The sequence below is a fragment of the Sedimentitalea sp. genome, from assembly GCF_039973035.1.
In the GTDB taxonomy this organism is placed as follows: Bacteria; Pseudomonadota; Alphaproteobacteria; order Rhodobacterales; family Rhodobacteraceae; genus Sedimentitalea.
Genome location: NZ_JBDWLR010000098.1, coordinates 1 through 21,781, shown reverse-complemented (window position 1 = coordinate 21,781; position 21,781 = coordinate 1). Strand labels below are relative to the sequence as shown.

18 protein-coding genes are annotated in these 21,781 nt (G+C 55.5%); 9 read left to right on the top strand and 9 right to left on the bottom strand.

Annotation, left to right across the window (positions count from 1 at the left end):
• Positions 1 to 566: 566 nt before the first annotated feature.
• From ABJO75_RS27830 to ABJO75_RS27790, 9 genes are read right to left on the bottom strand one after another with little or no spacing between them, the layout of a single operon-like run.
• A complete protein-coding gene (locus tag ABJO75_RS27830; protein WP_348129334.1) occupies positions 567 to 1,994 on the bottom strand; it encodes an FAD-binding oxidoreductase in 1,428 nt (475 codons plus the stop codon).
• Positions 1,995 to 1,997: 3 nt separating this feature from the next.
• A complete protein-coding gene (locus ABJO75_RS27825; protein WP_348129331.1) occupies positions 1,998 to 3,422 on the bottom strand; it encodes an aldehyde dehydrogenase family protein in 1,425 nt (474 codons plus the stop codon).
• A complete protein-coding gene (locus ABJO75_RS27820; RefSeq protein ID WP_348129328.1) occupies positions 3,415 to 3,993 on the bottom strand; it encodes a hypothetical protein in 579 nt (192 codons plus the stop codon). The genes ABJO75_RS27825 and ABJO75_RS27820 overlap by 8 nt, the downstream gene beginning before the upstream one ends.
• Positions 3,986 to 6,928, bottom strand: coding sequence for a sarcosine oxidase subunit alpha family protein (locus tag ABJO75_RS27815; RefSeq protein WP_348129326.1), 2,943 nt, complete (start codon positions 6,926 to 6,928; stop codon positions 3,986 to 3,988). Before ABJO75_RS27815 ends, ABJO75_RS27820 begins: the two co-directional genes overlap by 8 nt.
• Complete coding sequence (locus ABJO75_RS27810; protein WP_348129324.1) at positions 6,916 to 7,200, bottom strand: sarcosine oxidase subunit delta; 285 nt, start codon at positions 7,198 to 7,200, stop codon at positions 6,916 to 6,918. Before ABJO75_RS27810 ends, ABJO75_RS27815 begins: the two co-directional genes overlap by 13 nt.
• A gap of 9 nt (positions 7,201 to 7,209) precedes the next feature.
• Positions 7,210 to 8,460 (bottom strand): sarcosine oxidase subunit beta family protein, encoded by a 1,251-nt coding sequence (locus tag ABJO75_RS27805; RefSeq protein ID WP_348129321.1) that lies wholly within the window; start codon positions 8,458 to 8,460, stop codon positions 7,210 to 7,212.
• 10 nt (positions 8,461 to 8,470) lie between these two features.
• Complete coding sequence (locus ABJO75_RS27800; protein ID WP_348129318.1) at positions 8,471 to 10,123, bottom strand: thiamine pyrophosphate-dependent enzyme; 1,653 nt, start codon at positions 10,121 to 10,123, stop codon at positions 8,471 to 8,473.
• Entirely contained in the window at positions 10,120 to 11,373 is a 1,254-nt protein-coding gene (locus tag ABJO75_RS27795) for a pyridoxal phosphate-dependent aminotransferase (protein WP_348129315.1), read from the bottom strand. The genes ABJO75_RS27800 and ABJO75_RS27795 overlap by 4 nt, the downstream gene beginning before the upstream one ends.
• Before the next feature lie 54 nt (positions 11,374 to 11,427).
• Complete coding sequence (locus ABJO75_RS27790; RefSeq protein ID WP_348129312.1) at positions 11,428 to 12,126, bottom strand: GntR family transcriptional regulator; 699 nt, start codon at positions 12,124 to 12,126, stop codon at positions 11,428 to 11,430.
• A 239-nt stretch (positions 12,127 to 12,365) separates the two neighbouring features.
• On the opposite strand from ABJO75_RS27790, the gene ABJO75_RS27785 reads away from it, so the two are divergent.
• From ABJO75_RS27785 to ABJO75_RS27745, 9 genes are all read left to right on the top strand, one after another.
• Positions 12,366 to 13,352 carry a TRAP transporter substrate-binding protein gene (locus tag ABJO75_RS27785; RefSeq protein ID WP_348129310.1) on the top strand — a complete coding sequence of 329 codons (987 nt, stop codon included), beginning with the start codon at positions 12,366 to 12,368 and terminating at the stop codon, positions 13,350 to 13,352.
• Between the two features lie 163 nt (positions 13,353 to 13,515).
• On the top strand, positions 13,516 to 14,031 hold the full coding sequence (locus ABJO75_RS27780) for a TRAP transporter small permease subunit (RefSeq protein WP_348414003.1): 516 nt from the start codon (positions 13,516 to 13,518) through the stop codon (positions 14,029 to 14,031).
• A gap of 3 nt (positions 14,032 to 14,034) precedes the next feature.
• On the top strand, positions 14,035 to 15,348 hold the full coding sequence (locus ABJO75_RS27775) for a TRAP transporter large permease subunit (RefSeq protein ID WP_348129304.1): 1,314 nt from the start codon (positions 14,035 to 14,037) through the stop codon (positions 15,346 to 15,348).
• Between the two features lie 325 nt (positions 15,349 to 15,673).
• Positions 15,674 to 17,125, top strand: a complete 1,452-nt coding sequence (locus ABJO75_RS27770) for an FAD-dependent oxidoreductase (RefSeq protein WP_348129337.1) — start codon at positions 15,674 to 15,676, stop codon at positions 17,123 to 17,125.
• Positions 17,115 to 18,272 (top strand): FAD-binding oxidoreductase, encoded by a 1,158-nt coding sequence (locus ABJO75_RS27765; protein ID WP_348129301.1) that lies wholly within the window; start codon positions 17,115 to 17,117, stop codon positions 18,270 to 18,272. Before ABJO75_RS27770 ends, ABJO75_RS27765 begins: the two co-directional genes overlap by 11 nt.
• Before the next feature lie 77 nt (positions 18,273 to 18,349).
• Positions 18,350 to 19,279 (top strand): glyoxylate/hydroxypyruvate reductase A, encoded by a 930-nt coding sequence (locus ABJO75_RS27760; protein ID WP_348129298.1) that lies wholly within the window; start codon positions 18,350 to 18,352, stop codon positions 19,277 to 19,279.
• Positions 19,280 to 19,282: 3 nt separating this feature from the next.
• Positions 19,283 to 20,593: an FAD-binding oxidoreductase gene (locus tag ABJO75_RS27755; protein ID WP_348129296.1), complete on the top strand. Its 1,311-nt coding sequence runs from the start codon at positions 19,283 to 19,285 to the stop codon at positions 20,591 to 20,593.
• A gap of 119 nt (positions 20,594 to 20,712) precedes the next feature.
• Positions 20,713 to 21,597, top strand: a complete 885-nt coding sequence (gene purU, locus ABJO75_RS27750; RefSeq protein WP_348129293.1) for a formyltetrahydrofolate deformylase — start codon at positions 20,713 to 20,715, stop codon at positions 21,595 to 21,597.
• Between the two features lie 99 nt (positions 21,598 to 21,696).
• On the top strand, positions 21,697 to 21,781 hold an 85-nt coding region (locus tag ABJO75_RS27745; protein ID WP_348126642.1), incomplete at its 3' end, for a type II toxin-antitoxin system prevent-host-death family antitoxin.

The window sequence follows — 21,781 nt, the reverse complement described above, 5'->3', positions numbered from 1 at the left end:
CCGCCAAGTCACAGAAAACCAGATCGCCACCAAATCACTCAACCGCATGACCCGACTTGGTCGTGCGGTCTTCAAGCGAGCCGCATAGTCACTTGGGGAAAGGGGCGACTGCGCCCATATTCTGACCCATGCAACAAGCTGACGGCACACCAATCGCCGCAACGATCTGACAGGCTTTCGGTGCGGATGTCGAGCTGATCATTCCGCCTCCCAAGAACGCCGTTCCCTGAGATTGCCAGGCACGTAACGCCCATATGGACATGAAAACCGAAGCTGGCCGAATGGCCTGGCAGAGGCCACCGGTTATGGTCAGAGATCGCGCGGCGAGGCCCAGATCGGGCGCTACAAACAGGTCATCGGACTGGAACTGCGCAGCCGCAACATGGAGACCCAGACAACCGAAGCCCGCATCGCTGTCAACGCCCTTAACCGCATGACCCGTCTCGGTCGTGCGGCCTATGAGCGTGTCGCATAACGAACCGGGGAAAGGGGCAAATGCGGCGCGAGCACTATTCGTGCAACGCGGTCCCTTGGCACATAGATGCCGTCGGAGGGCGGTTGCATTATCAAAGCCGACTTGCCATGTTTGTATTGGCGCTTGATGTGATGACGCCCTCGTTCATCAAGTTTCTAGAATCCAAAGATTTTTGAACTTGTACCATCAAGTGACGCTCAACAGGAGATCGCAGCGTTTCCGCAATGGCTCGCTTGCTGCGGCCTACTCCGTGTTCCGCTGCAAACGTTCCTCCGTGACTTTCTGCTGTTGCATAGATAACGGCTGAAATTTCAGCGTCTAGGTCCGCGAAATCAGTCGTCTCTCTTGGCGGTGAAAGGTTATAGTGGATATTACCGTCGGCCAGATGGCCAAACGTCCAGATACGTGTTCCATTCAGAACGGCCTGCACTTTGGGGGCGCAATCGGCGAGAAACGCGGGAATTTGGCTGATCGGAACGGCGATGTCATGCTTGATCTGGCGTCCTTCGCGTAAAGTGCCTTCGGGCAATTCCTCTCGTATCCGCCACAGAGCCGCGCGTTGGGCTTCAGACTGTGCGACAATCGCATCGATCGCAAGACCGTCTTCAAAAACGGGCTCAAGTAAGTTTTCCAGCACCGTATCAAGGTTCAGGCTGGCAATCGACGTGCTCAATTCAACGAGGAGATAGTAAGCTGCGCGGCTTTCCATCGGCCAACTCAAGTCGGGAATTTTGGACAAAGATAAATCGAGGATTGCATCGTCAAAGAACTCCATGGCGACCAGCATTTCGCCACAGCTCCGCCGCAAGGCATTCCCGGCCACCATCATGGCGTTGATATCCGGAACGGCGATCAATGCCGTCGCGCGAGATCGCGGGGCAGGGTACAGGCGCAAAGCTGCGCGGGTGACAACACCCAACCGACCCTCGGAGCCGCAAAACAATTTGCGCAACTGAAAGCCCGAGTTGTCTTTGATCAAACGCCGCATTCCGTTCCAGATTTCTCCGTTGGGCAAAACAACTTCGAGACCGAGCACAAGATCCATCATACAGCCGTATCGAAAAGCGTGGCTGCCGCCCGCGTTGGTCGCAATCAACCCCCCGATTTGTGCGCTGCCCTCGGAGCCAAGATGCAATGGGAATGCCAAGTTCTGGGCCTGAAGCTGTTCATGCAACCGGGCCAGCACAACGCCAGCCTCGACAATGACGGTAAAATCGCTTTCGTCGATTTCCTCAATCTTGGCCATCCGAGACAGCGAAAGGATCACGCTATTGGGATTGCTCGCCACCGAACCACCAACCAAACCCGTGCCACCGCCTTGTGGGACGACTATTGTGCCGGCCTCGGAACACACACGTATGACGTCTGAGACTTCCTGAGTATTTGCGGGCCGCGCGACGCCGATAGGCTGAACACCGTAGCGGTCAAGCCAATCCCGAACATAAGGCGCCGTATCATCAGGACCGGTCAACCAACCCAAAGTTCCCAATAGTTGCGAAAGCTTACTATCAAGGCTCATGATTCAACCTTCACCAATGTAGGTGGTTTTGACGGCGCTATAAAATTCGACCGCATAGCGGCCCTGTTCGCGGGAGCCAAAACTTGATCCTTTGCGTCCGCCAAATGGCACGTGATAATCCACGCCCGCTGTGGGCAGGTTTACCATGACCATTCCGGCCTGCGATCGACGCTTGAACGCACGCATCGCTGCAAGATTGTTCGTACAGATGCCAGAGGACAAGCCGAATTTTGTGGCATTCGCAGTCATGATTGCCTCTTCCAGATCATCCACTTTGATCACCGAAGCACAGGGGCCAAAAATCTCTTCCTGAGAACTGCGCATGCTATTTGTTGCATTCAGAAACAGGGCAGGGGTCTGAAAGAATCCGGGTCTGTCCAGTGGCGTGCCGCCAACGACCTCGGCATCTTCCTGGCGCGCTAAATCGACATATCCAAGGTTATTGCGAAGCTGTTTTTCTGACGCAACAGGACCGATTTGCGTGGTCGGATCGAGCGGGTCGCCCAACCGCAGGGCCTTCATCTGGGTAATGAGTTTGTCGACAAAGGCATCATAGATGCCGGACTGCACAATCAGCCGCGAAGACGCCGTGCACCGTTGCCCGGTCGAATAGAACGCGCCGTTGAGGCAGGCCCCAACGGCCACATCCAAATCGGCGTCATCCAAGACGACCATCGGGTTTTTACCGCCCATCTCGAGCTGTAATTTCTTACGCGTCCGCCCGCAGGTTTCGGCAGGGCCAGCGCCGATCCCTTCGGAACCGGTAAAGGAAATCACGGTAACATCCGGGCTTTCGGCCAGCATCGGCCCGATCAGGGACCCCGGCCCCATAACCAAGTTTAAGACGCCGGGCGGGCAACCACAATCGTGGAGCAAAGTCGCGATGACATGAGCACAACCGGGTGTGAGATCAGCGGGTTTAAAAACCACTGTATTGCCATAGGCGAGCGCTGGTGCGATTTTCCATGCAGGGATTGCGATGGGGAAATTCCAAGGGGTAATCAGCCCAACCACGCCCAAGGGCTCGCGCGTCACTTCGACATCCACACCGGGGCGAACAGACGGTACAAGATCGCCTGAGAACCGCAGGGCTTCGCCAGCGAAGAACTTAAATAGATGTCCCGCACGGGTTGTTTCGCCAATGGCTTCAACTAGTGTTTTGCCTTCTTCTCGGGCCAATAGACGTCCGATTTCTTCTTTACGATCAAGAATACGCGTGCCGACCGCGTCCAGCAGGTCAGCGCGAAATTGAGGTGAGCTATGCGCCCAACCGTCTGCCGCTTCGGACGCCGCGGCAATGGCCCTATCCACATCATTTTTTGTAGCGGTGGCATAGGTCCCGATCACATCATCAGGGTTGGCAGGGTTCCGGTTCGTCGTTGATTTATCGGCCGGCACCCATTGCCCATTGATCAGGTTTTCAAACATGGCTTCGCTCCAGATAGTTCGCCGCAGTGGCTAGCTCACCTCTCAAGGCGTGCAGAAATGATTGGGCGGAAGATGCTGTAGACAGCAATGTGAATGCGTCGGAATCATTGCGCCAGATTATGACGCGAAGGTGTGCAAACAGGGTGCTGGTGACGGCGCCTTGTTCGAATGCGCCGACACTCAGATCAGGCATTGCCACATGGTCGATCAGTGTTTGTGCATTCTCTCCGGTCAAGCTGACCGCAATCCACCCATCTGAAAGATCGGTGACATAGGCCGTGTCGCCGAGGTCCCGTTGAAGCGTTGCTTCACCAAGTTGAGCGGAGGTAGCAAAGCAAAAGACCTGTCCGGCTTCGGTCCATAACAGATGATGTCCCTGACAATCGGTGCTTTTTCCGGGCTGCGGCAGCGCCCCCAGAATATCGATAAACTCGCGCGCGCGGGCTGCTGTGAAATTCACGGCAATCAGCTTTTTTTCCGTAATCACAGACAACTCTGCGCCGGGAAACGAGTCGGTTACATCGGTCAGCCGGTGGCTTGTGGCAAGCTCTTTCATAGTGGGTTCAAGCACGTTGCAGCCCCCCTTCAGGATCATAAAAATGCGGTGAAACGACTTCGACGGCGATGTCTTTGCCACGCGCGCCGTCCCAGGCCCGCAACTGCGCGCCCACCCGGTTGTGGCCATTCTTCAGAAAGGCGAGCGAAATAGAGTGGCCAAGCGTTGGCGAGAACGCCACAGACGTCAGCCAGCCAAGGTCATTGTCTGTCGTTGGCTCCGCGTCGTTTTCGATCAGATGCGCACCGGCATTTAACACATCGTTGGAATTCAGAGGTTTCAAACCGACCATGCGGGGCAGGTCATCACCCTGCATTGCAGGTCGTTGCCCCATGGCCTTGCCGATAAAGTCGGTCTCTTTGCCGGTCATGCCACCCATTTTCAGGTTCAATGCGGTATTGCGGCCATCAAGTTCTGCGCCCGCGGCGTGACCTTTTTCAATGCGCATCACATTGAGCGCCTCAGTGCCGTAAGGAGTGACACCAAACTCGGCGCCAACCGTCATCAGCGTTTCAGCCAGCGCATTTCCAAAGCGTGCGGGTACCGCTAATTCATACGCCAACTCACCAGAGAATGAGACGCGGAACAGGCGTGCGGGTGTGCCGTTGCAGATGGTCAAAGCCCCGCAAGCCATGAACGAAAACCCTTCATTGGAAACGTCAAACGGCGAGTCTACGATCTTGGCCAACAGGGCGCGAGACTTGGGGCCTGCCACTGCAAACTGTGCCCATGCGTCGGTTGTCGAATTCATATGCACGTCCAACTCAGGCCAGAGGCATTGAAGGCAGAACTCCATATGCTGATAGACAGGTCCGGCATTCGCCGTGGTCGTGGTCATGACGTAGTGGTTTTCGGAAAGGCGGGCCGTTGTCCCATCATCCATCACGACACCATCGTCACGCAGCATCAGCCCATAGCGGGTCTTGCCCACGGCCAGTTTGGCAAATTTGTTGGCATAGACCCGGTTGAGGAACGTCGCCACGTCGCGCCCCTTGAGATCGATTTTCCCCAATGTCGAAACGTCACAAATCCCGACAGAGTTGCGGGTGGCCTTCACTTCGCGGTCCACACTTTGACGCCAATGGTTTTCGCCCGGACGCGCAAACCATTGCGCTCGCATCCAAGCGCCAGATTCAACAAACTCGGCACCCTGTGCTGTGGCCCAATCGTGTGCAGGGGTCAGGCGTGTGGGCCGATGTTCTTTGCCCCGTTCGGGTCCTGCAAGCGCGCCGATGGGCACTGGCGTATACGGAGGTCGAAAAATGGTGGTGCCGGTCTCCGGTATCGTCTTGCCACTGGCCTCGGCCATCACGGCAAGGCCCAACACATTGGACGTGCGGCCCTGATCAGTTGCCATGCCAAGCGTGGTATAGCGCTTGAGGTGCTCGACCGAACGGAACCCTTCTTGATGGGCAAGTTGAATGTCTTTTGCACATACGTCGTTTTGCAAATCCACCCAAGCACGCCCTTTGCCGGTTTGCCAAAGCGGATGGATGTTATAGGAGGCCTCCGACGTCTTAGGCAGGGCAGGCGCGGTGGCGGAGATGTCCAGCTTTTGCAGCGCTCCAAGGCATTCGGTTGCGGCCTGTTGCAAAGCGGCTCCAATCTGAAACTGGCCAGCCGCTGCCCCGGCCACGGACATACCCGGGGGTAGCTCTGTACCGGGTAAAAAAGCAGCCAGTTCATCGGACCAGTGCGGGCGTCCTCTGTGATGACAGGTCAGATGCACATTCGGGTTCCATCCCCCTGACACTGCGAGGCAGTCCGTTTCGATCTTGCGCCCATTGTCCAGCCTGATTTCGCGCAATGCGTGACGGCCGCGGGTGTTGGCGACAGTCCGCCCCATCAATACCTCGACCCCTTCTGGCGCAGTCATGTCACATTGGACGCGGCTGTCGATTATGGCGGTGACTTCGATATCAAGATTTGTCAGATCAATTGCCGTTCGCCAGCCGTCATCGTTGTTGGTGAACAATGTCACGCGCTGGCCGGGAGCAACGCCCCATCGATTGGCATAAGCGCGGACAGAACCAGCCAGCATAATGCCGGGCCGGTCATTGTTGGGAAACGCGATCGGGCGTTCTGTTGCGCCGGACGCAAGCAATGTCTGCCTGGCGTATATCCGCCAGAGCAACGACTGTGCCCCATCGTTGGTTGGGTGATCATACCCCGTGTATTGATGCGCGGCATAGATACCGTGGTCATAGGTGCCCCAGACGGTACAGCGGGAAAGCACTCTGACATTGGGCAGCGTTGCCAGTTCCGCCAACGCCTGACCCGCCCAGGCAGAACCTTTCATATCGTCGAGTGTCGATTGTTCGGCCAGCAGTCGACCACCCAAACGTACATCTTCATCCGCCAGAATTACCTTTGCGCCGGCGCGACCTGCCACCAACGCGGTAATCAGGCCGACAGCGCCACCACCGATGATCAGCAGGTCACAGTGTGCATGGGCTTTGCCATAGTGTTCTGGGTCGTCTCTGTCGGACAGGGCACCCAATCCAGCGGCCTTGCGGATAATTGGCTCATACAGTTTTTCCCAGAATGCGGCGGGCCACATGAAGGTCTTGTAATAGAACCCGGCCCCGAAAAATGGGGCCATCAGATCATTCACGGCCAACAAATCACGTTCAAGCGACCCCTGATGGTTTTGACTGCGGGCCTGCAGCCCTTCGATCAGGGGAACGACTGTTGCGCGGGTGTTCGGCGTGGTTGCCGCCCCGTCGTGCAGAGTCATCAAGGCGTTTGGTTCTTCGGAGCCTGCAGAGAAAATCCCCCGAGGGCGGTGATACTTGAACGATCTTCCAACCAATTTCTGCCCATTGGCCAACAGCGCGGATGCCAGGGTGTCGCCAGCGAAGCCGGACATTTTTTTTCCGTTGAATGTGAAATTCAGAGGCTGCGCAGTATCGACCAGCGCGCCGGGCAAACGCACATTCATGACCTGCATCCAGCTTTGGCAGTGGCGACATCGCGCGCCAATTCAACGTGGGTTATCACCTGAGTCATCGTATCGCGCGTGACGACCAACCATGACCGATCCCCTTGCGCATGATACCAAAGCTCACGGTGCAGCCCCACTGGGTTGTCGCGCAGATAGACATAGTCATGCATGGCTTTTGGCCCGTCTTCGGGTGTTGGTCGGTCCATCAAGGTCGCCGCACCGAAATAGGTGAACTCGGCTGAGTCGCGTGGGCCCAATAGGGGGTGATCAATGATCATGATGGTCTCTCAATGTCGGTTGGGATGGGCGCCCTGGCCCTTTTCGTCTATCATCGCGCCGGACATGGTTCGGTCGAGACGGTACTCGGCAGCAACGGGATGCGGCCGGTCGGTCGCCAGAAAATGCGCGTAACAGAAACCCGATGCAGGCGTCGCCTTGAACCCGCCATAGCACCAGCCGCCGTTGAAGTAGAGGCCGTCTATATGCGTCTGGTCGATGAAGGGTGAGCCGTCCATCGACATGTCCATCAATCCGCCCCACGACCGCAGCAGGCGTGCGCGTCCGATGGATGGCATGACCGCTACCGCGCATTCCGCAACATCCTGCACGATATCCAGAGACCCGCGTTGTGCATATGTATTGTAGGCATCCAGATCGCCGCCAAACACCAATCCGCCCTTGTCGGACTGGCTGACATAAAAATGCCCGGCGCCAAAGGAAAATGCGGTGGGCAGTACGGGTTTCAATCCTTCTGAGACAAACGCCTGCAAGGCAAAGCTCTCGATTGGCAGCCGCATCCCGGCCATAGCCAACACGCGGCCCGAACTGCCTGCGACACAGACAGCTGTCTTGGCCGCCTTGATCGGACCGCGCGAGGTTTCGACTCCTGTGCAATGACCGTCTGTGATCTGAAAGCCGGTGACTTCGCAGTTTTCAATGATATCAACGCCCAACTGGTCCGCAGCGCGCGCATATCCCCAGACGACAGCGTCATGCCGCGCGGTACCTGCGCGGCGCTGGAGCAGGCCCGCCTTGATCGGAAATCGCGCATTGTCGAAATCAAGAAACGGATAGTTCTGTTCCAGTTCGTCCCGATCCAGCAACGCCCCATCCGCCCCTGACATGATCATCGCATTTGCCCGGCGGGCACCTGCGTCACGCTGCGCATCGGAATGCAGCAGGTTCAGCATGCCGCGTTGAGACATCATGACGTTATAGTTCAGTTCTTGTTCCAATCCCTCCCAAAGCTTCATGGACAGCTCGTAGAAAGGTTGATTGCCCGGCAGCAGATAGTTGGACCTCACAATTGTCGTGTTTCGCCCGGCGTTGCCGCCGCCGATCCATCCCTTTTCGAGGACTGCAACACGGTGTTTGCCATGCTTGGCGGCAAGATAATAAGCCGTCGCCACGCCATGTCCGCCACCACCAACGACGATGATGTCATACTCTGGTTTCGGCTCGGCCTTGCGCCACGCCTCTTTCCAGCCCCGGTTTCCTGTCAGGCCCTGACGGAAGATGTTCCAAGCGTTATATTTCATGGCTCATGCTTCAGCTAAGCTGCTTGCCGGGAGCAAGGTAGGATCGGTCCAGCGGGACTTCGATGAAATTCACGCCGCCACGGGAACGGGCTTCTGCCAAAGCGGATTTGAAGGCGTCCAGATCCTCAACCTTGATGGCGGATGCTCCAAAAGATTGGGCGAATGCAGTGAAATCCGGGTTGGTGAGCATGGTGCCGGATACCCGATCGGGGAACTCGCGTTCCTGATGCGCCCGAATGGTGCCGTATCTGCCATTGTCAATGACGATCACGGTAAGGTTCAGGTTGTGATGAACGGCAGTAGCCATTTCCTGACTTGTCATCATGAAACATCCATCCCCGGCGATGGCATAGACCTCGCGTTCCGGAATCGTCGCTGCGGCGCCAATCGCACCCGGCAATCCATAACCCATGGACCCGGAGGTCGGAGCAAGCTGTGATCCCGGCGCACGATAGCGATAAAAGCGGTGCAACCATCCAGAATAATTGCCCGCGCCATTGCACAGGATCGCATCCGCCGGCAGCACATCTGCCATATGTGCAAAGTAGGGGGCCAGAGGATCACCTTCTACAGACGATGGATCATTGAAGGCGACATATTTTGCGCGCAGGTCGGTCAGCCGTTTGGTGAATTTTCCAGGGGCGACTGGATCCCATTCGGCGGCGGCAAGACAGAAACTCTCAGTGTCGGATACGAGCGAAATCGCAGGTTCATAGACACGACCAATTTCTTCGCCAGCTGGGAAAATATGGGCAAGTGCCTGGTCGGGTATCGGGGATTTGATCGCAGTGTACCCACCCGTTGTCATTTCGCCCAAGCGGGGCCCGATGGCAATCAGCAGATCTGTACTTGCCAACGCATCTGCCAGATAGGGAGTTGTACCGACGCTAAAATGCCCGACGTAGTTCGGATGTTCGTTGTTCATCAGCGCCTGGCTGCGGAACGAGGCTGTGACCGGCAGGTCTTGCTTCTTGGCAAACCGGGCGAGTGCCTCGATTCCCTTGGGCGTCCAACCGCCACCGCCTGCCATGATCAATGGACGTTCGGCCTTGACAATTCTGCTTTGCAACTGCGCCATGGCGTCCGGGGCGGGTTGAAACCTGACCGTTGAAATCGGGGCAGGTGGGGCCGGCTGCTCGATCATATCATAAAGCATGTCCTCGGGGAGAGAGAGGACAACCGGCCCCGGTCGCCCGGACGTCGCCGTGCGAATAGCGCGTGTTACGAATTCCTGAATGCGCGAGGCATCATCTATTTCCGCGACCCATTTGGCCATTTGACCGAACATACGCCGGTAGTCGATTTCCTGAAACGCTTCGCGCTCTGTCATGCTGCGCGCGATTTGCCCGATGAACAGGATCATCGGCGTCGAATCCTGAAAGGCGATATGAACGCCTGCGCTTGCGTTGGTTGCACCGGGCCCGCGCGTGACCATGCAAACTCCGGGTTTGCCCGTCAGTTTGCCATAGGCGTCCGCGGCCATTGCGGCCCCACCTTCCTGTCGGAAAGTGACAAACCTGATCTTGTCCTGCTGATCATGCAACGCGTCAAGAACAGGAAGATAGCTTTCTCCGGGAACGCCAAACACTTGATCGATGCCTTGTACGACCAACTGATCCACCAGATGATCAGCGGCGCGGACGGTTGTTTTACTTGTGGTCATTTGACAGGTTCTTTCGATGGGTTTAGCGCGCCGATTGCAGACGCAATGCGGTTCAGGGCGGTTTTGATTTCGTCATCTGCAACGGCAAATGACAGTCGCAGATGTTCGGGCAGGCCGAATTCGGATCCGGGAACAGTCACCACATTCGCCGCTTCGAGCAGATAGGCGCTGAGAACGGCATCGTCGGACAGCACCTTGCCGTCCGGCGTTTGATTGCCGATCAGGCTTGAAACCCGGACAAAGGCAAAGAACGACCCCTCGGGTGGTGTGGCTTCGATCCCAGCAATCTTGCTGAGCCCATCGAAAAGCACCTGCCGGCGACGTGCGTAGGTCTCGCGCGCGATGCTCAGGAAATCCTGTGGGCCAGTAAGGGCTTCGACAGCGGCCGCTTGGCTAACCGAGCTGGGGTTGGATGTGCTTTGGCTTTGGATGATCGACATGGACTTAATCAATCCCGCTGGCCCCGCCGCGTATCCCAGCCGCCACCCGGTCATCGCAAACGCCTTTGAAACAGCATTCACTGTCAGAATGCGGTTTGCCAGATCCGGGCGTACCGACGCGGGTGTCGCGAAAGCCGCGTTCCCAAAACGTATATGTTCGTAGACATCGTCCGACATCACCCAAAGGTTTGGATGCTCTTCGACCACGGCCAGGAGGGCGGCCAATTCATTCTCTGCGTATACCGCTCCTGATGGGTTGCTTGGCGAATTCAACAACACCCAACGGCTTTGGGGCGTGATCGCTTTGCGCAGCTGGCCGGGTGTGATCTTGTAGCGGGATTCGAGCGACCCGGGCACCGCGACGGGAGTACCCCCGGCAACCTTTACGATGTCAAAGTAGGAAAGCCAGCATGGCGTTGGCAGGATGACTTCGTCACCTTCGTTCAAGGTTGCCATAAACGCGTTGAACAAAAGTTGCTTGGCGCCGGCACCGGCCATCACTTCGGTTCGTTTATAGTCCAACCCGTTGTCGGCTTTGAACTTATGCCGGATCGCGTCCTTCATAGGTGCGGTGCCATCCAGTGAAGTATAGCGTGTCTCGCCATGATCGATTGCGGCTTTGGCAGCGGCGCGAATATTCTCAGGCGTGTCAAAATCCGGCTGACCTGCTGAAAGGTCGATCACCGGAATGCCGTCAGCTTTCATCTCGCGCGCGAGTTGCGCCAGTTGCAGAATGCGCGATACACCCATGCCGTCGATGCGGCTGGCGATGGGCAATATGGCATTTGATGATCTGTATAGGTCTTGCATGGTTATTCTCTGATGTTCGCGCAGGCCGGGTAGCGCGTTAAAAACAGGGCGGGATCAGTTCATGAGATCATTGAATTTTTGCCGGGATTCGGTCAAATGATGTGACATTTCGGCGATTGCTACGTCTTCGATACCGCGTTCAACGGCGGCCAGAATAAACTCGTGCTCTTGGACCACGTTGCCTTGCTCTGCCTCGGCCGCAAAAAAGAGATTGCGGGTCTGAAAAACCTTCTCGTGAATTTGAGCAAGCATGTCAGACAATACTTCGTTGCCAGACATCTCGGCGATCTTGAGGTGGAACAATCCATCGGCCGCATTGACGGCGATCGCGCTGCCGTGGCCCTGTGCCGCTGCGATAATGCTCAAGCAATGTCTGAGGCCTTCGGTGTCTTTCGATCTGGTCGCTCCACGAACAGCAAGCTCTTCCAGGGTTAGGCGAACATCATAGAGTTGCAGCAGATACGCCGGAGTGTACTGGGGGCTTATGAATGACCTGCCACGCACGCTTACGTGGCCCTCGCTCTTGAGGCGGGCCAGAACTTCACGAACGGGCGTTCGGCTTGAGGCCTGATATCTCTCTGCAAGACGCTCTTCGATTAGCCGTTCGCCGGGTGAAAATGTCGCGCACAACAGATCGGTCTTGAGGTGACGATAGAGCGCCTCCACCTGACCACTCTTGCCCTCAGGCACTGCAGCCTTTGGCCCATCTGTTTCCAGGCAAGCCAGCTGCTCGAAGATATCACTTGTGTACATTTGGCATCCCTCCGACCTATGGTTTGCATGCAAATAGATCATCCGTCAAGAAGTCTAGATGAAAATCTTCATTATTCCGCAGGGCGAAGATTTTATTTTCTTCGCGATATTGCGCCGTAAATATGCGGCATACGCGCATTTATCACGCTAATCGAGTGCTTGATGTATGCGTGGAGCACAAATTGTTTGACGTAGGACTAATGTTGTTTGTATGCAAGTGAGATAACAGGGAGAATGAAATGATTCTTGAAAGACTTCGCAGCGGAGTAACCGTCGCCACCTTCGTCGCAACTGGTTTTGCCACCAGTGCACTGGCTGAAAAATGGGATATGCCCACAGCATACCCTGACAATAGTTATATGACCGAAAACCTGCGGGACTGGGCCGATGCCATCGGGGTCGCGACAGGTGGAGAATTGGAGATCGTGATTCACTCGGGTGGCTCTCTTTTCCCGGGCAATGAGATCAAACGCGCCGTTCAGACAGGCCAGGTTGTACTGGGCGAACGCATCATCTCTGCGCACGAGAACGAAAACGCGGTATTCGGCGTTGATTCAGTCCCATTCCTTGCGCCTTCCTTTGATGAATCGGTCAAATTGTGGAAAGCGGCGACCCCGGTCATGGATGAAATTCTGGCCGATCAGAATCTGGTCGCCTTGTTCTCGGTTCCATGGCCCGCGCAAGGGCTGTACTCCAAGAACAAGCTCGAGACGATTGAGGACATGCAGGGCCTCAAAGTCCGTGGATATAACGCGGCCATCCTGCATTTGGCCGAGCTGGCCGGGTCTCAGGGCGTGCAGATTGAGTATTCTGAATTGACACAGGCACTTTCAACAGGCGTGGCGGACGCAACTGTTGGCTCAGGTTCTTCGGGCTACGAGAAAAAGCTCTGGGAAGTGCTGAAATACTACTATGAGCTGAACATGTGGCTGCCCCGGAATGTTGTGTTGATCAACAAGGAAACTTGGGATGCTCTCGATCCGGCTACGCAGAACATGGTGCGTGGGATATCTTTAATGGCCGAAGCATCAGGTTTGGCGCGCGCGCGTGAACTGGCCGGCTGGTACAACACCGTAATGATCGAGAATGGTATGGAAGTGAGCTCGGGAAGCGAGGCTCTCAATGCCGGGTTCCAGGAAATCGGCGCAACAATGACAGCCGAATGGCTGGAAAAGGCAGGTGAGCCCGGCCAGCGTATACTGGATGCTTACAACGCCGCGAAGTAACGCGCGTTGAAAAGACCATCGCATTCCTTGCGGTGGTCAACGCCGCAAGGACCCGCGGTCTGTGGTTTGTCAAATCGGTAGTACTTTAACATTGGGTGGCTCGACTTTGTCTTCAGGCGAGGTGAGCCCCAGTTCGGGGGACACTATGAGATCCATTGCAATCATGCTTCATAATTTTGCTGAAAAGCTGAGTTTTGTAGGAGCGCTTGTTGCCGTAGTCGCATTTGTGATCATGCCGGTTCTCGTTGCCGGTCAGGTACTGGGCCGAACCTTTGGGTTTTCCGTCGCCGGCGCGCCGGAATACGCGTCTTATTGTTTCGCTACCGTCGCCTTTATGGGGCTGGCATACGCGATGAAGGAGTACTCGCACGTTCGTGTGAGCTTCTTACTCGAAGGTCCAATGGCGCTGAGGCGATCTACAGAGATTGTGGCGCACGTATTTGGGACGGTGTTGTCAGGATTTGCCACATATGTTTCCTGGACCGGCGTCGGGTTTTCTCTAAAGTTCAACGATATTTCCCAGGGTCATGATGCTACGCCGCTCTGGATCCCGCAATCTGTCATGATTGTCGGCTTCGGGATGCTGTTCCTGATGATCTTTTCGCGGCTCATGCTGCTGTTGTTTGCGCGTGATGTGCCGCTTGGCGCCGCCAAATCAATCATGGACGAGGGGCACTAGAGCATGGATCTACTATCTCAAGGATTGATCTTGGCGGGTTCGCTCGCACTGATGCTGACCTTTGGCGTCTGGATTGGATTGTCGCTGCTGGGCGTGGCCTCTGTTGGGCTAATTTTCTTCATAGATCGCCCGACTGGCGGCGCAACTTTCACCGCGATGTGGGGTATCTCAAGTTCGTGGACCTTGACGGCGATGCCGCTCTTCATCCTGATGGGAGAAATCCTGCACAGAGCCAAGATTGCAGAAAACATATTCAAGGGCATTGCCCCCTGGACGACCAGGTTGCCGGGCGGGATGATGCATGTGAACATTCTGGGCTGCGCAGTGTTTGCGGCGGTAACCGGATCGTCCGCGGCGACTGTAACCACGGTGGGCCGGATCACGATGCCGGAACTGCGCAAGCGCGGCTATCCCGACAGTCTGGCAATTTCGACACTTGCCGCCGCCGGTTCGCTTGGCTTGTTAATCCCTCCTTCTATCATCTTGATCGTCTATGGTGCGATTGTTGAGGAATCCATCGCAAAGCTGTTTCTTGCGGGCATCTTCCCGGGCATCATGCTGTCGCTGCTTTTCGTTGGTTACATTGTGATCTGGACGTGGCTGAACCCCAAAAAATTCCCCAAGGCTGAGCCATGGCCCGGCATCATGTCGGCGATCAAAAGTTCGGGTAATCTGATCCCTGTCGCCTTCCTGATCCTGTCGATCATGGTGACAATGTATCGTGGCTGGGTAACAGCAACAGAAGCAGCAACAATCGGTGTCTTTGCCTCAATGTTCCTCGCATTCCTGAACAGGACGCTCTCATTCAGCGGTATGTACCAGAGCATTCTTGCGGCTGTACGTACCACTTGTATGATCATGCTGATCTTGCAAGGCGCAAAGGTTCTGACTTTGGCCATGGGTTATTTGGGCATACCGCGTGAACTGGCCGCCTGGATCGCAGACATGAACATGACGCCCTTCTTTTTGATCGTTGTCATCACGATTTTCTATTTGTTGCTGGGCTGTTTCCTTGATGGCATTTCGATCATCGTTCTGACGATGTCGATTATGTTGCCCATCATCGAGGGCGCGGGCATCGATCTGATCCTGTTTGGCATCTATCTCGTTTTGGTGGTCGAGGTTGCGCAGATCACGCCGCCGATCGGGTTCAACATCTTCTTGCTAAAGGGGCTGACAGGGAAAAGCGTGGCGTTTGTTGCAAAATCCACGGCACCGATGGTGCTTGTCATGTTGCTGATGATTGCCATCCTGATGAGCTTCCCGGAACTCGCAACCTATCTGCCGTCACAGATGCAGAACGCAGCGGACATGTAATTTGATGACTGCCCCGACGATCTTGGGCGGAGCAATCTCCACGACCAAATGCAACGTCACAACAAAAAGGGTATAGCCCAATAGCGAGAGATGAACGAACCATGGGTTGCCAAAAACCAGTTTCGTCCGAGGGTGCCTTTGAGTTCCTTTTTGACGAGAAACCTGTTTCAGCGCGCAAAGGTCAAAGTGTTGCAGCTGCTTTGATGCAGGCGGGACAATACTGTCTTCGGATTGACGAATTCGGCGTCCCGAAAGGGACATTCTGCGGGATTGGCTTCTGTTGGGAATGCCGCTGCCGCATCAATGGGGTCAGCAATGAACGTGCCTGTTTGGCGATTGCACAGCCGGGAATGCGGGTGGAAACGCAGGAGGGTCTAGAATGAGTCCCGGTCACGTTGCGATTGTCGGCGCCGGTCCGGCGGGTATGTCTGCGGCGATTGCTGCCAACAAAGCAGGGTGCAAAGTGACGCTGCTGGACGAAGCCTCGCGTGTCGGTGGGCAAATATATCGGCGTCCGATTTCGGATGTAGTTGCAGCATCATTCACCTCACACGCTGAGCAAAAACGCAAAGCCGATCTTCTGGCGGGGTTTGGCGCTATCGCCTCGCAAATCCACCATGTGCCAGAGGCCCAGGTCATATCCGCCTTTGCCGGTCCAGAGCTTCAATACGTTTCCAACGCCACCACCCATACTTTGCGCCCAGATGCAGTCGTGCTCGCGGCGGGGGTGCGGGAAAAGATTTTCCCGTTCGAGGGTTGGACCTTGCCCGGCATCTTGGGGGCAGGGGGCGCGCAATCTATATTGAAAGCCCAAATGACCGTTCCGGGCAAGCGGATGGTGGTTGCGGGCGCTGGCCCCCTGCCATTGATCGTTGCTGCACAGATGTTGCGGGCGGGTGTTGATGTCCTGGCCCTAGCGCTGCTTAACTCGCTCGCCGCGTTTGGAAAACGACCCCTGTCCCTTTTGAATGGTTACGAGACGGTTCTGGACGGTTTCGGACATCTGGCGACCATACTTTTGGCAAACACACAACGGCTGAAACGCTATGTCCCGATCCGGGCTGAAGGTCGGCGGCAGTTGGAGGCTGTTACCCTTGCGCGGGTTGATGCAAAAGGCAGGGCGCTTCCAAACACCGAAATGACGATTGAGACCGACGTATTGGCAATCAACTACGGTTTTGTCGCCAACGCGGAACTGGCTGCAATGTTCGGCGTAGAAATGAAATATGGGAACTTGTCCGGATGGCATCCCAAGACCGATGCCTTTGGACGTACTTCAGTCCCCGGCGTCTTTGCTTGTGGCGATATGGCCGGTTTGCGAGGTGCATTTGTCGCCCAGTCCGAGGGTTCGATCGTCGGAAATGCTGCGGCACGATTTTGTGCAGGGGATGGGCCGGAAACACAGATCAAAGAGACTAAGACTCGTGCCCGGCACCAAAGATTTCAGAAGGTCGTTGCAAGTTCCTTGACCCTACCAACGGGACTGTGGGATCTCTCATTGCCGAACACCACCATCTGTCGCTGCGAAGGTATATCAAAGAAGGACGTTCTGGCCGCATTTGACCAAGGGCACCTTTTGATCAACGCCGTAAAGCGCAACACTCGTTGCGGTATGGGATGGTGTGGCGGTCACAGTTGTCTGCACACAGTTTCGCATATGGCGACGCTGCGAACGCAGAAAGCACCGCCAGAGCCGATGACTGCGCGCCCCTTGGCGCGCCCTGTTTCACTGGCGGACCTTGCCAACGCAGTCACTGGAGAAGCGGATGCGACCTGACGTCAGGGCTTGTGATATCTTGATCATAGGTGCGGGCATCTATGGTTTGTCCTGCGCGTGGAATATTGCCAAACATGACACCGGCGCAGAAATCCTTGTGGTTGATGCAGGTGAATTTGCCAGCGGGGCATCCGGGCGCAACGGTTCGGGCTTTCGGATGCAATGGGGGCTGGAGCTGAACATCCGCCTATGTCAGGAAAGCATCAGGTTTTTTGAAGAGATCGAGAGCCATCTGGAGTATCCCGATGGGATCGAGTTGCATCAATCCGGTTATCTCTTACTTGCCAGCAATGAAAAAGAATTGCAGCGCCTGAATGATGCGCAGGCCTTGCAGCACAGATTTGGCGTCCCGTCCGAAAGTATGACGCCTGAAGACTGCATGAAGATGGTCCCTTCTCTCAATCCCGCCGGGATTGCGGGCGGAGCATTTTGCGGCAAGGATGGCGTCGCAAACCCGTTCAAATACCTCGATGCGTTACAAAAAGCAGCCACCCGGCTGGGCGTTGAAATTCAATACAGTACCTGCATTGACGCTCTAAGGCCCGAGGGGGATCGGTATGCAGCACGCGGTGCATTTGGAGAAATTTGCGCGCACAAAGTCCTGATCTGCACAGATTGGGCCGCTTCGGAATTGTTGGAAGAGCATGGTGCTGCCTTGCCGATCACCGGCCTTCCCAAAGAAGCACTTGTCAGCCAACCCTGCGCGCCTTGCGTCGCCCCGATGGTCGTTTCACTCAAGCATCACATTGCGCTCGCCCAGACGGCGCGAGGGTCCATCGTCTTTACCGTAACGCGGCATCGTGACCCGGGTGGCGACATCAGCTCACAACCGGATTTTCTGAAGTTTGCGGGGCGACAATTGCAGGACCTGACACCGGGGCTGTCGCATCTCAAGATATTGCGCACCTGGGGCGGTTCGTCGTCTGTGACGCCGGACATGCAGGGTGTCTATGGCGAGACGGCGCTGCCCGGGGTCTTTGTCGCCGTGTCGTCATATCGCGGTTTCATGACCGGCCCGGCGGCAGGCCGCGTTATGTCCGAGATTGTTCTTAATGGGCAGAGCAACGATCCGGTGGCAGCTGAGTTAAATCCGTTTCGTTTCTCCACCGGAGAGCTGGTTTATGAGCCCCTGCTGAATCAAGACTGAGTGGACCCATGGGCCCAGCAAGACATTCCGGACACCAAATTGAACTCTATGTAAAGCCGACTTGAGGAGACGTAAGAATGGCCATTTTCTTTCACTGGGATGATGCAACAAGAGACCTCTGGGACACTGCGTTTTCAGAGGCGGGTACAACTGCCGATATCCGGACCGTGGATAATCTGGGGGATGTGAACGATATTGAATATGCGGTGGCCTGGGCTGCTCCGCATGGCTATCTTGGCCGGTTCCCGAACCTGAAATACATATTTTCAATTGGGGCAGGTGTGACACACATCACCGAAGATCCAGATGCGCCATTGGATGTGCCAATTGTCCGGCTCCAGGATGATATGCTGGTTCTGGACATGTCTTGTCATATCATCCATTGGGTCCTGCATTTCCACCGCTCTTATTATCTCTACAAACAGTATGAGGGCGAAAAGAAATGGCTCCGCCACCGGTATCCTGACAATGGCGACAGGCGTGTTGCGATAATGGGGCTTGGCCAAACCGGTCAGGATGCCTGTCGTCGTTTGCGCGATCTGGGTTTCGATGTGACAGGCTGGGCGCGCAGTCCGAAAGAGATTGAAGGCGTGCGGTGTCTGCACGGTGAGGCGCAGTTTGATGCGTTACTTGCAGAGGCCGATATCTTGGTGAATTTGCTTCCGCTGACGCCACAAACCGAAAACCTTCTGGATGCCAACGCGTTCACCAAAATGCCTGATGGAGCCTTTATCATCAACTGTAGTCGTGGGGCCTCAATCGTTGATGCGGACCTGTTGAACGCACTTGAATCCGAAAAGATCAAAGCCGCCGCGTTGGATGTGTTTCGGACAGAACCATTGCCGCATGATGATCCATATTGGGACCACCCGAACGTCTTTGTGACCCCACATGCCGCAGCGCCTTCCAATGAGCGTTCTGCAGCCCAGTTTATCGCAGACAATATCCGCACTGCTATGAGCGGGGGCACCCCGACACCGATCGTAGATTTGCAACGGGGGTATTGACCCATGCGTCAGGTGCGCAGGCTGCCCGAACACCACGACAGCAACGGGTGGTGGGAAACGCTCCCCAATGCGCCTGAACCGCGCGGGGTCACAGGCGAAGTGCGCGTCAAGACTGCTATTGTGGGTGGGGGTATCTGCGGCATTTCGGTTGCCAATCGCCTGAGCGAGCTTTGCCCCAACGATGATATATGCCTCATTGAAGCGGAGCGAGTTGGATTTGGTGCATCAGGGCGCAATGCCGGTTTTATGCTGAACTTGCATTCCCACGGGCCTCCAAAAAATCTGGATGTGTTGCGCCGGAATATGAAGTTTTGGCAAACCGGTTTGGACAGCCTGCGCAACAAGGTTGAAGAATGGCAAATCCAATGTGATTGGAACGACTCAGGTCGTTTTTATGGGGCGGCGGGGCCAGATGGCGAAAAACGCCTGAGCGAGATTTCAGCGACACTTGAGGCACTGGGCCTGCATCACGACAGACAAGATCGTGGTGAGATAGCCAAACGGATCGGAACCGAGTTCTATTCGTCCGCTCTGTGTGTGCCCGGCAGCGCATTGGTCAATCCAGCCGCAATGATGCGAGGCTTGGCGCGAAACCTTCCAGCCAATGTGCAACTTTTTGAAAACACGCCGGTCGTGTCCTTTGCCCGAGAGAACGACGGCTATCGGATTGTCACACAACAAGGTCAAATCCAAACGGATCGATTGGTGTTAGCGACAGGTGTTTTTCTGAAGGATTTCGGAATCGCCACCGGGAAATTCGTGCCCATGGCGACCTATGCCAGCCTGACCAATCCACTGGACCCTGAATCGCTCAGGAACCTGGGCACCGGAGAGGAGTTTGGCTTGCTTGGTGGCTCCGAGGTCGGCTCAACCGTCCGATTGACCAGAGACAATAGGCTTTTCTTGCGAAATCACTATAATTTTGAACCCGGAAAATCCGCGTCGGCCGCCCGCATTTCCGACATCGCGACGATGCACCGAAAGGCATTGACCATTCGGTGGCCGGCCTTGTCCAGCATTGGATTTGAACACAGTTGGGGCGGAGCGATGGCATTCACCACCAACAACGGAACGGTTTTTGGCGAATATGGTCCAAACCTCTATGCCATCTTGACGAATGATGTCTCTCCGATGACCCGAGGCGAGGCAACAGGAGCCCTGTTGGCCGAACATATGGAAGGCCTCGATAGCGACCTTCTTAGTCTGCAACTTGCCTTACCTGACGCGCGCCGCTTGCCACCGCGCCCCTTTTTGGATGCCGGAATCTCCATGCGTAGATGGCTCAAGAACGCAACTTCGGGGCGTGAGGTCTGATTAATTAAGAGGCCCCCAAATACTCGACCAATCGCCGGGGAAAAACTGCCTAAACCCTAATCTTTATGAAATCCAAGCAGCTAAACGGAACATCCAAACCGTTCTTGAGAGAGAAATCCATGTCTAACCTGATCCTGACAGTCACTTGCCAATCCAAACCAGGAACTGTCGCCACGATTTCGACATTTCTTGCAGAACAGGGATGCAACATCACAGACAGTTCGCAGTTCGATGATGCCGAGACTGGGAAGTTCTTCATGAGGGTGAATTTCGCGCACGAAGGCGACATTGATCCCGAAGCGTTTACCCAATTGTTTTCAGGTATCGCGGATGACTTAGACATGTCATTTGCTTTTCACGATGGAGCGGCAAAGATGAAGGTCGTCCTGATGGTGTCTCGTTTTGGACATTGCCTTAACGACATTCTTTATCGCTGGCAGATCGGTGCGCTGCCGATCGACATCGTTGCAGTTGTTTCCAACCATCTTGAGTATCAAAAGGTCGTCGTGAACCACGATATTCCATTCCACTGCATCAAAGTGACCGCGGAAAACAAGGTGGAAGCAGAAGCCGCTCAGATGCGAATTTTAGGAGAAACCGGCGCCGAACTCGTCGTTCTTGCGCGCTATATGCAGGTGCTATCCGATGAAATGTGTCAGAAGATGCAAGGTCGTATCATTAACATCCATCATTCCTTTTTACCGAGCTTCAAAGGCGCCAACCCATACAAGCAGGCCTTTGAAAGAGGTGTGAAACTGATCGGGGCAACCTCTCACTATGTAACCGCTGATCTTGATGAAGGCCCGATCATTGAACAGGACATAGCCCGTGTAACCCACGCGCAAAGCTCAAATGACTATGTCGCATTGGGGCGCGATGTTGAAAGCCTCGTCCTCGCACGTGCGATTCATGCCCACATACATCGGCGCGTTTTGGTTAATGGAAACAAGACAGTAGTCTTCCCGGCGTCACCTGGATCGTTTGCCTCCGAACGGATGGGGTAATGCACCCGAAGATTGGGGACACTTTACATAACGCTCATTATCTTCCATTTGACAGATTGCACCTAGCCACCTATCTAGCCTGTATATATGGAGGCCGATATGTGGACCCTGCAAGATGCCAAGAACAAGTTCAGCGCTGTTGTCGATGAGGCCCTCGCCGGTCGGCCCCAGGAAGTAACCCGGC

Bases quoted from the DNA above. Each gene is read 5' to 3' on its own strand.
- ABJO75_RS27795 (WP_348129315.1), bottom strand. From the start codon at position 11,373: ATGCAAGACCTATACAGATCATCAAATGCCATATTGCCCATCGCCAGC.
- ABJO75_RS27760 (WP_348129298.1), top strand. From the start codon at position 18,350: ATGGCCATTTTCTTTCACTGGGATGATGCAACAAGAGACCTCTGGGAC.
- ABJO75_RS27810 (WP_348129324.1), bottom strand. From the start codon at position 7,200: ATGATCATTGATCACCCCCTATTGGGCCCACGCGACTCAGCCGAGTTC.
- ABJO75_RS27815 (WP_348129326.1), bottom strand. From the start codon at position 6,928: ATGCAGGTCATGAATGTGCGTTTGCCCGGCGCGCTGGTCGATACTGCG.
- ABJO75_RS27790 (WP_348129312.1), bottom strand. From the start codon at position 12,126: ATGTACACAAGTGATATCTTCGAGCAGCTGGCTTGCCTGGAAACAGAT.
- ABJO75_RS27755 (WP_348129296.1), top strand. From the start codon at position 19,283: ATGCGTCAGGTGCGCAGGCTGCCCGAACACCACGACAGCAACGGGTGG.
- ABJO75_RS27800 (WP_348129318.1), bottom strand. From the start codon at position 10,123: ATGACCACAAGTAAAACAACCGTCCGCGCCGCTGATCATCTGGTGGAT.
- ABJO75_RS27830 (WP_348129334.1), bottom strand. From the start codon at position 1,994: ATGAGCCTTGATAGTAAGCTTTCGCAACTATTGGGAACTTTGGGTTGG.
- ABJO75_RS27775 (WP_348129304.1), top strand. From the start codon at position 14,035: ATGGATCTACTATCTCAAGGATTGATCTTGGCGGGTTCGCTCGCACTG.
- ABJO75_RS27785 (WP_348129310.1), top strand. From the start codon at position 12,366: ATGATTCTTGAAAGACTTCGCAGCGGAGTAACCGTCGCCACCTTCGTC.
- ABJO75_RS27780 (WP_348414003.1), top strand. From the start codon at position 13,516: ATGCTTCATAATTTTGCTGAAAAGCTGAGTTTTGTAGGAGCGCTTGTT.
- ABJO75_RS27765 (WP_348129301.1), top strand. From the start codon at position 17,115: ATGCGACCTGACGTCAGGGCTTGTGATATCTTGATCATAGGTGCGGGC.
- ABJO75_RS27825 (WP_348129331.1), bottom strand. From the start codon at position 3,422: ATGTTTGAAAACCTGATCAATGGGCAATGGGTGCCGGCCGATAAATCA.
- purU (WP_348129293.1), top strand. From the start codon at position 20,713: ATGTCTAACCTGATCCTGACAGTCACTTGCCAATCCAAACCAGGAACT.
- ABJO75_RS27805 (WP_348129321.1), bottom strand. From the start codon at position 8,460: ATGAAATATAACGCTTGGAACATCTTCCGTCAGGGCCTGACAGGAAAC.